The organism is Clostridium sp., assembly GCF_036639235.1.
Lineage (GTDB): Bacteria > Bacillota > Clostridia > Clostridiales > Caloramatoraceae > Clostridium_AB.
On record NZ_JAVWJB010000003.1, the window covers coordinates 18059 to 31058 of the forward strand.

12 protein-coding genes are annotated in these 13000 nt (G+C 31.4%); 8 read left to right on the forward strand and 4 right to left on the reverse strand.

What is annotated here, in order from left to right; genetic code table 11:
- Positions 1 to 52 precede the first annotated feature (52 nt).
- Positions 53 to 1768 (forward strand): methyl-accepting chemotaxis protein, encoded by a 1716-nt coding sequence (locus RR539_RS01425; RefSeq protein ID WP_332473928.1) that lies wholly within the window; start codon positions 53 to 55, stop codon positions 1766 to 1768.
- A 171-nt stretch (positions 1769 to 1939) separates the two neighbouring features.
- On the opposite strand, the gene RR539_RS01430 is transcribed toward RR539_RS01425, so the two are convergent.
- Positions 1940 to 3313: an amino acid permease gene (locus RR539_RS01430; RefSeq protein WP_332473929.1), complete on the reverse strand. Its 1374-nt coding sequence runs from the start codon at positions 3311 to 3313 to the stop codon at positions 1940 to 1942.
- A gap of 660 nt (positions 3314 to 3973) precedes the next feature.
- Between RR539_RS01430 and RR539_RS01435 the strand changes: the two genes are divergently transcribed.
- Entirely contained in the window at positions 3974 to 5329 is a 1356-nt protein-coding gene (locus RR539_RS01435; RefSeq protein ID WP_332472901.1) for an APC family permease, read from the forward strand.
- Between the two features lie 115 nt (positions 5330 to 5444).
- On the opposite strand, the gene RR539_RS01440 is transcribed toward RR539_RS01435, so the two are convergent.
- Complete coding sequence (locus RR539_RS01440; protein ID WP_332483340.1) at positions 5445 to 6113, reverse strand: ATP-binding protein; 669 nt, start codon at positions 6111 to 6113, stop codon at positions 5445 to 5447.
- A 92-nt stretch (positions 6114 to 6205) separates the two neighbouring features.
- On the opposite strand from RR539_RS01440, the gene RR539_RS01445 reads away from it, so the two are divergent.
- Both RR539_RS01445 and RR539_RS01450 read left to right on the forward strand, forming a co-directional pair.
- On the forward strand, positions 6206 to 6868 hold the full coding sequence (locus RR539_RS01445; RefSeq protein ID WP_332472903.1) for a Crp/Fnr family transcriptional regulator: 663 nt from the start codon (positions 6206 to 6208) through the stop codon (positions 6866 to 6868).
- Positions 6869 to 6926: 58 nt separating this feature from the next.
- The gene (locus RR539_RS01450; RefSeq protein ID WP_332472904.1) at positions 6927 to 7394 is read left to right on the forward strand and encodes a hypothetical protein; all 468 of its coding nucleotides are present in this window, start codon (positions 6927 to 6929) and stop codon (positions 7392 to 7394) included.
- Positions 7395 to 7424: 30 nt separating this feature from the next.
- Here the strand turns inward: RR539_RS01450 and RR539_RS01455 are convergent, their stop codons facing one another.
- A complete protein-coding gene (locus RR539_RS01455) occupies positions 7425 to 8768 on the reverse strand; it encodes an amidohydrolase family protein (protein WP_332472905.1) in 1344 nt (447 codons plus the stop codon).
- 147 nt (positions 8769 to 8915) lie between these two features.
- On the reverse strand, positions 8916 to 9476 hold the full coding sequence (locus RR539_RS01460) for a DUF1836 domain-containing protein (RefSeq protein ID WP_332483341.1): 561 nt from the start codon (positions 9474 to 9476) through the stop codon (positions 8916 to 8918).
- A gap of 152 nt (positions 9477 to 9628) precedes the next feature.
- On the opposite strand from RR539_RS01460, the gene RR539_RS01465 reads away from it, so the two are divergent.
- The 4 genes from RR539_RS01465 to RR539_RS01480 all read left to right on the forward strand — a co-directional run bounded on the left by RR539_RS01465 (position 9629) and on the right by RR539_RS01480 (position 12875).
- Positions 9629 to 10321: an SGNH/GDSL hydrolase family protein gene (locus tag RR539_RS01465; RefSeq protein WP_332483342.1), complete on the forward strand. Its 693-nt coding sequence runs from the start codon at positions 9629 to 9631 to the stop codon at positions 10319 to 10321.
- 110 nt (positions 10322 to 10431) lie between these two features.
- Positions 10432 to 12300 carry a molecular chaperone HtpG gene (gene htpG / locus RR539_RS01470; protein WP_332483343.1) on the forward strand — a complete coding sequence of 623 codons (1869 nt, stop codon included), beginning with the start codon at positions 10432 to 10434 and terminating at the stop codon, positions 12298 to 12300.
- Positions 12301 to 12447: 147 nt separating this feature from the next.
- The gene (locus tag RR539_RS01475) at positions 12448 to 12615 is read left to right on the forward strand and encodes a hypothetical protein (protein WP_332472909.1); all 168 of its coding nucleotides are present in this window, start codon (positions 12448 to 12450) and stop codon (positions 12613 to 12615) included.
- A 14-nt stretch (positions 12616 to 12629) separates the two neighbouring features.
- Positions 12630 to 12875 carry a spore coat protein gene (locus tag RR539_RS01480; protein ID WP_332472910.1) on the forward strand — a complete coding sequence of 82 codons (246 nt, stop codon included), beginning with the start codon at positions 12630 to 12632 and terminating at the stop codon, positions 12873 to 12875.
- The last annotated feature ends 125 nt before the right edge of the window (positions 12876 to 13000 follow it).

Sequence of the window (13000 nt, forward strand, 5' to 3'; positions counted from 1 at the left end):
GAAGTGGTTTCGATGCGGAATATAAATACAATCGACATAAATAGGAGGAGTTATGAATAATTTAAGAATTAAGTCTAAAATTCTAGTTCTATCAATAGTAGCTATTATACTTATTATGGTTGTTAGTGGTGTAGGATATTCCTATATATCAATGGCTAATAATAGTATTACTAAAATGTACAAGGATAATTTACTAAGTATTCAGTGGTTAAATGACAATAGAAATCAGTCAAGGGCAATGGAAGCAAATCTTTATTACATATTACTTCATAGTGAAGATATAAATGAACAAAAGGAAAAAGTCGAAGATATAGAAAAAAGGCAAAAGATATTTAATGAAAACTGGGAAAACTACAAGAAAATAGAAATCACTGAATATGAAAAAAATCTTATACCAGTAGTTGAAGAGAACTTAAAAGAGTTTATTTTAGGTAGAGAAAAAGCTATTGCACTTGCAATGGATAGAAAAATTCCTGAGGCTATTAATGCAATAATTGAAGTAGAAGACCACCAGGAAAAATTCTCAGATAGCTTAAAGGAGATTGCTGTTTATAATACGAAACTTGCTGAAAAGTTAAGCCTAGATAGTGATAGAGAGTTTGCTACTTCTAAAATAATATTTATAGCAATAATTATAAGTGCAATAGGTATTACTTACTTACTAGCACACTTTATATCAAGGTCAATATCAAAACCTATGAATCAAATTATAGTTGACCTTAAAAATATGTCTCATGGAGACTTTAGAAAAGTTGACTCAGAGATTCATTCTGTAAGAGGGGATGAAATAGGTAATATATCACTTGCAATTAAAACTATGCAAAGTTCACTTAATCATCTTATAGGGAATGTTTCAAGTGAAGCTGAAACAATTGAAAAGGTTGTTAATGCTATTTCAAGAAATATGAATGAACTGAATAGTAATATTGAAGATGTTACATCTACTACAGAGGAGTTATCAGCTGGTATGGAGGAAACAGCGGCTTCAGCACAGGAAATGAATGCTACAGCAGATGAAATAGAAAAAGCTGTTAACTCGATTTCAATAAAGGCTGAAGAGGGTGCTATTGAAGCTAGTAATATCAATGCTAGAGCTATTGTAACTAGAGATAATGTTATAAAGGCTCAAGAAAAAGCTATGGAAATATTACTTGGTACTAAGGAAAAACTTGAAATAGCTGTTGAAAATTCTAAGGTGGTAGAACAGATTACACTTTTATCAGATGGCATAATGCAAATATCATCTCAAACAAACCTGTTAGCACTTAATGCAGCAATAGAAGCTGCAAGAGCTGGGGAAGTAGGAAAGGGGTTTGCTGTTGTTGCAGATGAAATAAGAAAGCTTGCAGAGGAATCCAAAAATATAGTCGTAGAAATACAATCAGTTACAAATAAGGTAACTAACTCTGTTAGAGAGTTAGCATCAAGTTCAAAAAATCTTATGAAGTTTGTATCGGAAGAGGTGCATAGTGATTATGAAAAAATGATAAATGTTGCAGACGATTATAGTAAGGATGCTGAATTTGTAAGCAGTCTTGTTGGTGATTTTAGCAGTACATCAAAGGACCTTTTATACTCTATACAAGAGGTAATTAGAACAATAGAACAGGTATCACTATCATCTAATGAAGGTGCTACAGGAACAACAAATATAGCACAAAAAATAGTTGAGATAACAGAGGAGTCAAGCATTGTAGTTGACGAAGTTAAAAGATCCAATGAAAGTGCACTTAAGCTAAGTGGTGAAGTAATTAAATTTAAAATATAAACGTATAAAGTACACAACAAATGTTATATATCTAACATTTGTTGTGTACTTTAGTTTTGCATGTTTTTGTATTTTAAAATATTATTTAAATTTTTCCATTTTAACTAAAAATTAATACTCAAGAAAAAAGCCCTCATTAACACATATATTAATGAAGGCTTTTTTTATTTTTTACTTATCTTTAAGTTCTAAGGACTTACTTCTTTTCTTTTTAATAAGGTAAATGCTAGTTAGCATTATAAACCAAAGTGGTGTTACAAATAATGCAACACGTGTTTCTTTAGAAAGAGCGAGTACAACTAGAACAAATCCTATGAATGTTAAAATAACATAGTTAGCAATGGGGAAAAATGGCATTTTGAATTTGCTTATTTTAGCAAGTTCAGGGTTACTCTTTTTATATTTAAGATGACAAACAACTATAATTGCCCAAATAAATATAAAACAGAATGTTGAAATGCTAGTAATTAGTATAAATACTCCCTGAGGCATTATATAATTTAGTATAACTGATATTAATACAACAATAGATGAGAAGAATAATGCATTAGATGGAATTCTACGATTGTTAAGTTTCTTCATTAGTTTTGGTGCATTATCTTCCTTAGCAAGTGAAAATACCATACGACTAGTACTAAATATTGCACTATTACAAGCAGAAGCTGCAGATGTTAAAACTACGAAGTTTATAATACTTGCAGCTGCCATAATACCAACAGCAGAGAATACTTGTACAAAAGGACTTTGGTCAGGTTTGATTGAGTTCCATGGATAGATACTCATTATTACAGCTAGGGCACCAATATAGAATATAATAATTCTTATAGGAATATTATTAATAGCTTTTGGTATAACTTTTTCAGGATCTTCAGTTTCGCCTGCGGTTAACCCAACAAGTTCAATACCAACAAATGCAAATACAACCATTTGGAATGAGAGAATAAAACCATTAATTCCATTTGGGAACCAACCACCATGTGACCATAGGTTTGAGAAGGTAGAAGTTCCAGCATCTGTTGAGAATCCTTTTATAATCATGAAAGTACCAACTATTATTAAAGCCATAATTGCGATAACCTTTATAAGAGCAAACCAAAACTCCATTTCGCCAAATAGCTTTACAGATGCAAGGTTCATTGCTAGTAGTATTACTAAAGCAATTAAACAGGGTACCCACTGAGCAACATTTGGGAACCAATACTGTATATAGAGTCCAACAGCAGTTAAATCAGCCATAGCAAGGGATATCCAGCAGAACCAATAGGTCCACCCAGCTACAAATGCAGCCCCTTGGCCTAGATAGTCATAAACAAAATCAACAAAGGAATGGTAGTTTAGGTTTGATAGAAGAAGTTCACCAAGGGCCCTCATAATAAAGAAACATATAACACCAGTAATCATATAGGCAAATAAAATAGAAGGTCCTGCTAAGTGAATTGATTTTCCAGACCCTAAGAATAAGCCTGTTCCAATGGCGCCACCAATCGCTAGTAGCTGAACATGACGATTCTTAAGTCCCCTCTCTAATGTTTGGTTACCTGACATATATACCCCTCCTTAAAATTTTTAGCAGTTCAAGTAAACATCCCTCCCTAGTTATTGCTATTTGTTAAAATTTCAAAGGATTAAGACATTATATTATAGCCTTAATAGATATATTCTATTTGAAAATCTGAAAGTATGAAAATGATTTATAAAAAATAATAATTACTGAAAGGGTTTTCATAATTAGAATAAATTGGTATAATTATTTAGTTATTGAAATAGTTTGATATAGGTATTTCAGAGGTGTTTATGATTAGTATATTTATAAAGTAGCTAAGGTAATAGAAATTTCTTATAAAATATATATATTAATTTGATTGATTTTTTGTAACAATGAAAACGTTTACATTGATATTATAAATAATCATCAAAAATACCATAGAAAATATAGAGGTAACTACTAGAGCTATAGAGATAAACAAAAGGGTTTTTATTTTAAATATATTAATAAATATTGGATTTTTTAAGTTATAATAACTAATACTAACGAGAAGAATCTTAATTTTTTAAAACCATATGGTATAAGTTGTAATAATAGTTGTAATATGTAATAAAGGAAAGAAAATTATAATTTTTTAAAAGATTATGTTGAAAAATGGTTAATATGATTATAAAATGAAAACTACAGAAAATTACTGAATAATAGAAAAGGGGTTAACTATGGAGAATAAGTTAGAAAAAAGATACGGGCTTATAACTGCTATAGCTATGGTAGTAGGTATAGTAATTGGAAGCGGCGTATTCTTTAAAGCAGAGAAAGTTTTAACTGCTACAGGCGGAAATCTTTCGTTAGGTATTTTAGCATGGGTTATAGGTGGTATTATTATGATTTCATGTGCTTATACTTTTGCAGTAATGGCAACTAAGTATGAGTACGTAAATGGTGTAGTTGATTATGCACAGGCTACAATTGGGAAAAAATATGCATATTACATTGGGTGGTTTATGGCACTTATTTACTATCCAACATTAACATCAGTTCTTGCATGGGTTGCAGCTAGATACACTTGTGTACTAATTGGATATCCAATAGCAGGGGGAGAAGCTATGACAATAGCAGGTCTATTCCTTGTAGCAAGTTATGCACTTAATGCACTGTCACCTGTACTTTCAGGAAAGTTCCAGGTAAGTACTACAGTTATAAAGCTTATACCATTACTTCTAATGGCTGTAGTTGGTACAATAGTAGGTCTTTCAAATGGAATGACTGTAAGAAACTTTACTACAGTAGCTACTAATATTGATACAGGAACAGCATTATTTACTGCTGTTGTTGCAACAGCCTTTGCTTATGAGGGATGGATTATAGCTACAAGTATTAATGCAGAACTTAAGGATGCAAAGAAGAATCTTCCAATAGCACTTGTTGGGGGAACATTTATAATTATGATTGTTTATATTCTTTACTATGTTGGACTTGCAGGTGCAGTTCCAAATGAAGTAATGATGGCAGGTGGAGAAACTGGAGCTAAGATAGCATTTGAAAAAGTATTCTCAAGTCTTGGTGGATCACTTATATTCGTATTTGTTATTATTTCATGTCTAGGAACTCTAAATGGACTAATGCTAGGATGTACTCGTGGTATCTATGCAATAGCTGCTAGAGGAGAGGGTATGAAGCCTAAGATGTTTGTTCAAGTAGATCCAGAAAGTAAAATGCCAACTAACTCAGCTATATTTGGGTTATTATTAAGCGCTATATGGTTATTCTTCTTCTTTGGAGCTAATTTATCAGACGGATGGTTCGGATTCCTAAACTTCGATTCATCGGAGCTTCCAATAGTAACTATCTACGCAATGTATATTCCAATATTCCTTATGATTATGATTAAGGAAAAAGAATTTAATGGATTTAATAGATATGTTGCACCAGCAGTATCAATTATAGGATGTATATTTATGATAGTAGCAGCTTGTTTTGCACACAAAACAGCAGTAATATCATACTTAATTGTATTTACAATGGTTATGATATTAGGAGCATTCTTCACTAGAAAGAAAAATAATTTACAATAAAATATATTCACCTCTATGTAATGAATCAATTGCATAGAGGTGTTTTTTGCATTTTTTTAAATATAGATATAGGCTGCTATAATTTTAGCAGCCTATTTTGATAAAGAGTTAAGAGTTATAATAATCTTCCATCTCTAGATATAGTAACTTTTCTAAGGGCTATATCTAGAGATGAAGAATTTAGGGCATTTATTACTGAAAGTTCAAGTCCTATGCAACATGGAACCTCCATTTTAGTAATGGTAATACTTTCAATATTGTTGATTTCTATAATATCCTTAAGTTTTTTGCTATAGTCTTCATTATCAAGTTTTGGACATCCTATAAGGGTAATATTACCGCAAACAAAGTCCTTATTAAAGTTATCATAAGCAAACCCACAGCAATCAGCAGCAATAAGTAGATTAGCTCCATTAAAGAAACTAGCATTAGGTGAGACTAATTTAATTTGAACAGGCCAGTTTTTAAGTGGTGAATCCACATGGCTTGTTTTAGATATTGTTGAAGGACATTGAAACTTTGGTTTTTCGTTTATTTGTATTTTAGATTTTTTTATATTAGCTAAAACAGCAGCCTCATCATATGCAAGTGCCTCACGCTCCTCAAAGCTTATAGCATCAACAGGACAAGCAGGTAAACAATCTCCAAGACCATCACAATAATCGTCTCTAAGTAGGACTGCCTTACCATTAATCATCCCAATTGCACCTTCATGGCAGGCATCTACACATAGGGTACATCCTGTACATTTAGCTTCATCTATCTTAATAATTTTTCTAATCATATATATCCTCCTAACAAACACTTTTAATTCTAATACTATTCTAATATAATAATAGAAAAAACTATGTTGCATATGCAACGAAGTGAGGAGTTATGGATAAATATTTTAATATTTTAAATAGGGTTTCCCTTTTTAAGGGATTAAGGGAAGAGGAGATTAGAAAAGCATTATTATGCTTAAATCCTTCAGTTAAAGCATTTAAAAAAGGTAGTTATATTATTAATTCAAGTGATAAGGTTAGTAGCTTTGGGATTATTTTAAATGGAAGTGCTGTTGTATTTAATGAGGATGTACTGGGAAATAGAAATATACTTACTAAGCTGTGTGTGGGAAGTTTATTTGGAGAGGTTTTTGCATGTGCAAAGATTGAAGAGTCTCCAGTATCAGTTATAGCAGAAAGTGATGCTACTATTATGATGATAGATTATCATAGGGCGCTTTTTAGCTGTAGCAATAGTTGTAGTTTTCATAATAATATAATAGAAAATATGGTTTATATTATAGCTAATAAAAACCTTCAGTTAACAAGGAAAATAGAACATATATCAAAGCGTACAATAAGAGATAAGATTATAAGTTACCTATCAACTCAAAAATCAATTGCTAAGAGTAATAGCTTTACTATACCTTTTAATAGACAGGAATTTGCTGATTATCTAGGAGTAGATAGAAGCGCCCTTTCTAAGGAATTATCTAAAATGGCAGGAGAGGGAATAATTAATTATTGTAAAAATCACTTTGAAGTAATAATTTAAATTTTTATAATATACATTACTTAAGTTATAAGCGATATAGGTAGTAGGAGGGGATAGTATGATTAAAGAAACTAAAAACTATACTATTAACCTAGATGAATCAAAAAAGCTACTAGAGAAACTAAGGGAAAAACCAAGATCACTTGAAGCTGAAACTATGTTTGAAATGACTAGGGTATCAAAGATAGCAAATAAAATAGCTAGGGGAGAGGTTATTACACTTGAAGAGGAGAGGCTTATAAGTGATAAATATCCTAGTGTTAAGCGAAAGGCATATTATGCGAAAATAGAAGGAGAGTCTATTAAGGAAAAGGTTAGATGTGCCAAAACGATAGATGAAAAGAAAAAACTTATACTTTCAGCATCTACTAATGCCATGCTTAGTGTGTCAGGAGATAATCCAAGACTTGAAATAGGAATTAAGTTATCAGTAATTGATAAAATATGTAGTGATGAGAATATAAGGCTTAGTGATATTGAGACTGAGTTATCAAAAAAAGGAAAAAAAGTAGATAAAAGAGCATGAAAAAGGGATGAATAATCATCCCTTAAAATTTTATTTATTAAGATTTTTAACTATTTTACCGTCTTCAGCAACAACCTTACCATGTTTTAACACATATAGCTTATCTGATTGGCTTACAATAGCCTCATCTGCTGATGGTGCATCAAATACAATAAGATCTGCATTACATCCAACCTTAACTCCATAATCCTTCATAAGTGTGTTAGCAGCAGGGTTGTATGTTCCCATTTTAAATACCTTGTTAAGGTCAGTTCTAATTCCATATTGGTTAACCTGTGCAGTCATAAGTGCTTCTTCAAGCATGTCAGCATTACCAAATGGTCTAAATGGGTCACGTATATTATCTGATGCAAATGATACATTAACACCAGCCTTAGTTAATTCATCAACACGAGTGATTCCTCTTCTCATAGGTTTTTTACTATCACGTCCCATAAGATATAGATTACATGAAGTAAGTGAAGTAACATTAATCTTAGCTTCCTTAGCCTTAGCAATTACTGCTGCAGCTTCAGCATCACTTATTCCGTATGCATCAAGTGCAGTAACATGTCCAACTGTAACTTTACCCTGCATTCCTTCACTAATTGTCTTATCAATAACATATTTTAAGCAATCAATATTAGGAGCATCTGATTCATCAACATGTAAATCTATTGGAATATTAAATTGCTTCGCATATGCAAAAATAGTATCTACATCTTTTTTATAGTCAGATGTAAGTGTTGGATATCCTGCAATAAAATCAATTTTACCATTAGCTGCTGCTTTCTCTACATCAGCAAGTATATCAGCAGGTAGTGGTCCAATATCATTAAATGGAGTTACATTGTATATATCTATGTAATCCTTATATTCTGCTTTAAGATCATTTATAGCACGTAGTGGTTCTGTACCCCACTTATCATTTATAAACACGTTTGTTTTAATAGCAGTAGTTCCGTTAGCAATAGCCATTTCTATTATTTGACGGCCTCTTCTTACAACATCTTCATATACTTTGTCCCTTGGAACACTAGCAACGTATTTGTTAGCAGCGGTAATAGCAGCCATTAAGTCACCAGGCTCAGCATCACCAAGCGTAAGTGCCTTATCAATATGAGTGTGTGAATCTACAAACCCAGGTGCAACTAATTTATTAGTAGCATCAATTACCTTGTATGCCTTAGATTTAGAAATGTTTTTTTCGATAGCAACAATTTTGCCATCCTTAATAGCAACGTCAAGGTCACTACCTGTTTCGTAAACATTAGCATTTTGGATAATAACATCATACTTTTTTGAAGCCTTAGCATCTGTGAATATCCCGCTAACTGCAAATTGACCAATTAGTGCAAGTGCAATAGCTGCTGTAATTAATTTTTTCTTTGTCATCTTTTTACCTCCCACTTGTAAATATTACAAAATATTTAAATATTGTACTCATTTACATTTTAACGGAAGATGACGAAATTTGTAAATAAATAGTTTTCCCCATAAATAGACAAAATGTGTCTTATAAATAAGGACAAAATAGAAATATTATTGCTGAGAATCACTGTTTTCTTTAGTTACCTTAAGTAGGTAAACAATCTTGTCTGCTAGGAGTTTGGCAATATTAGACTCAATTGACATATTCATTGAAAGTAGACTTAAACTATCATCACTTAAATTTGTCAAAAATCCGGGTTCTTTGTCGAAAATATCCTTAGAAATATCCTCTTGGTTGCTACAAAATCTATTATAGACAGTTTCAAGATCATCCTTTTCAAGTTGTGAGTTAATAAGACTTTGAATATCACCAATTGCCATTGTAGGCTTAAGAATACATATGATTAATAGCATAGCAATGTGATTCCTTGAATATCTCTTCTTATTAGGTGATGGTATAAGTTTTTGTTTAACGTAGTTATTAACAATAGATGGTGAAATAAGCTTTGAAGCATCATCTATAACGAAAAAGGAAAGTTTCTGCTCCATATATTCAATTACTTGGTCCATATAGTAATCGATTTCAGGAAGTTCATTCCACCTTGGTAATTGATGACTTATTATTCCTTCTGCCCACATTTTATATTCACTTAATTTATCTGTATTATTCATAATCACTGCTCCTTTTTTTAAAAACTTATTATAGTTTTATGATAAACTATTGACGTATTAATGTCAAATATGTATACTAGTTTTAAAAACTAGATATAATAAATATAATAATTATATAAAGTGAAAATATAAACTTAATGGAGGTTTTTGATATGATAAATAGTGTTTATGTATACGGTGATTCAATTTTAAGGGGAACTATTCTAGACAGTAGCAAGAAAACTTACTATTCAATGAAGGAGAATATAGCACAAAAGTTACAGGAAAAATTCAATATATGTGTTAATAATAAGTCTAAGTTTGGAAGAACAATATTAAAGGGTGCTAGGGAGATAAAGGCTATGCTTAGAAAGAATGAGGAGTGTGATTTAGTAGTACTTGAATATGGTGGAAATGACTGTGATCACAGATGGTGTGAGGTTTCTATTAATCCAGAAGGAGAGCATATTCCAAATACTCCAATAGATATATTTGAGAAGGTTTATAATGAAATAATTTCAGAAATTAAGTCAAAGGGAATACAGGTTGCAGTAACATCCCTTCCTCCAATAGACTCTGAAAGATACTTTAACTGGGTTACACAAAATGGATTAAATAAGGATAATGTATTAATGTGGCTTAAGGATAAGCAGACTATAGCACATTACCAAGAGTTATATTCATTAACAGCTACTAAGGTAGCACTTCAAAACAATTGTATCTACATTGATATACGTTCAGAGTTTTTAAAGCAAAGGGATTATAGAGAGTTTATGTGTGAAGATGGAATACATCCAAATGAAAAGGGTCAACAGCTTATAGAGGAAACAATATCAAAATATTTAAATTCACATATTGCAATTTAAGTGAAAATATTTGACATATAATTGTGGGTATGATATATAATTTAATATAGTATTTAGCACTCAAAAGTTAAGAGTGCTAACAAATGTTAAGGTTGAAGGGAGAGGTTATTTTGGAAACAAAGGAATTTAAGGCAGAATCTAAAAGACTATTAGACCTTATGATTAATTCAATTTATACTCACAGAGAGATTTTTTTAAGGGAACTTATATCTAATGCAAGTGATGCAATAGATAAAATCTATTATAAGGCTTTAACAGACGAATCTATAAGCTTTAATAAGGATAATTACTTTATAAAAATATCAGTAGATAAGGATAAAAGGGAAATTAGAATTAAGGATACTGGTATTGGTATGACTAGGGAGGACCTTGATGATAACTTAGGTGTTATTGCAAAGAGTGGTTCTTTTAAGTTTAAAAAGGATAATGAAATTAAGGATGGACATGATATTATTGGTCAGTTTGGAGTAGGATTTTACTCTGCATTTCTAGTTGCTGATAAGGTTACTGTTCTATCAAGAAATATAGATAGTGAAGAAGGATATAAATGGGAGTCTTTTGGTGCTGAAGGATATACAATAGAACCATGTAGTAAGGAAGAAGTAGGTACAGAAATTATTCTTAAGGTTAAGGAGAGTAGTGAAGATGAGGACTATGAAAAGTTCTTAGATGAATATACTTTAAGAGGAATAATTAAAAAGTACTCAGACTTTATTAGATACCCAATTAAGATGGATATAACTTCATCAAAACCAAAGGCTGATGCTGAGGGAGAATATGAGGATGTTGTAGAGGAAACTGTTGTTAATAGTATGGTTCCTATTTGGAGAAAAAACAAAAAAGAGCTAAAGGATGAGGAGTATAATAACTTCTACATGGAGAAGCGTTTTGGATTTGATGTACCAGTTAAACATATTCATTTAAGTGTTGACGGTGCAGTAAGATATAATGCACTACTATATATTCCAGAAACTACACCATTTGATTTTTACACTAAGGAATATGAAAAGGGACTAGAACTATACTCAAGCTCTGTTATGATAATGGAAAAATGTAAGGATCTTATTCCGGATTATTTTAGCTTTGTTAAAGGAGTTGTTGATTCAGAGGATCTTTCACTTAATATATCACGTGAAATTCTTCAACACGATAGACAGCTTAAACTTATAGCTAAAAATATTAAGACTAAGATTAAGTCAGAACTTCTTAGCCTTATGAAAAACGAAAGAGAAAAATACGAAAGATTCTATAACTCATTTGGAAGACATCTTAAGTATGGAATTTATAGTGAATATGGTAGCAATAAGGATGTTTTAGAGGATTTAATTATGTTCTACTCATCTAAGGAGAAGAAGCTTACTTCACTTTCAGAATATGTTGAGAGAATGGGTGAGGAGCAAAAGTATATTTACTATGCTACAGGTGAATCTATAGAGAGAATAGAAAAACTTCCTCAAATGGAACTTATTCTTGATAAGGGATATGAGGTTCTATACTTTACAGACGATGTCGACGAATTTGCTATTAAAATGATGATGAGTTATAAGGATAAGGAATTTAAATCAATTTCAAGTAATGACTTAGATATTAAGGGTAGTGAAGAGATAGATAACAAGGAAGACAATAAGGAGCTATTTGAGGCTATGAAGGAGATACTTGGAAAAAAGGTTTCAAGTGTTAGAGCGTCAACTAGACTTAAGTCACACCCTGTATGCTTTGCAAGTGAAGGCGAGCTTTCAATAGAAATGGAGAAGGTTTTAAATGCTATGCCTGATGGGCAAGATGTTAAGGCTCAAAAGGTACTAGAAATTAATACTTCACATGAGGTGTTTAATTCACTAAAGAGTGCTTTTGAAAACGATAAGGATAAGCTTTCTTTATACACTAACCTATTATATAGCCAAGGGTTATTAATAGAAGGGTTACCTATCGATGATCCATTAGAGCTTACAAATAATATTTGTAAAATAATGGATTAAGAGAAATTTAATATGGTTTAAAGTAATATTATTAAACATAGATTTTTAAAGAGTCGAAGTATTATCTTCGACTCTTTTTTAGGTATACACTCTTTTTAAAGTATAGTTTTAGTTAATCTCCACATACTAGTGTTGGAGGTGATTGTAATGAGTCCAAAAGAATTACTTTATATTGCAGATGCACTTGGTCATGAAGAATTTATGAAGTGTAAGACAAGTGAAGGGAATTTACAAGATGCAAGTTTACAGAACTTAGTTACACAAATTAACGCTAAACATCAAGAGATTTTCTCTAAGTTTATGCAATTATTATAAGGAGGTATATAGGTATGGATGATAAGAAGATAATGGAAAATCTGCTACTTCTAACTAAGGGAGCTGCTGATTTATACCTTCATGGTTCAATAGAATCGGCTTCAGCTAATGTTCGTAGCGCTTTTAATAGTGCACTTACAGATACTCTTAAGATGCAAGCAGATATATATGATGCTATGGCTGCTAAGGGATGGTATCCAACAGAACAAGTAGATGCACAGCAAATAGACAAAGTTAAGCAGAAATACGCTGGTAAATAATTATATTTATTAGGTAGGTATCTATGCTTTAAGGCAGTATTATTAGATGGATATTTCTAATAATACTGTCTTTTATTTTATGCCGCTTTATTATATTATGGTTTATGGTATATAATAAGGATAAG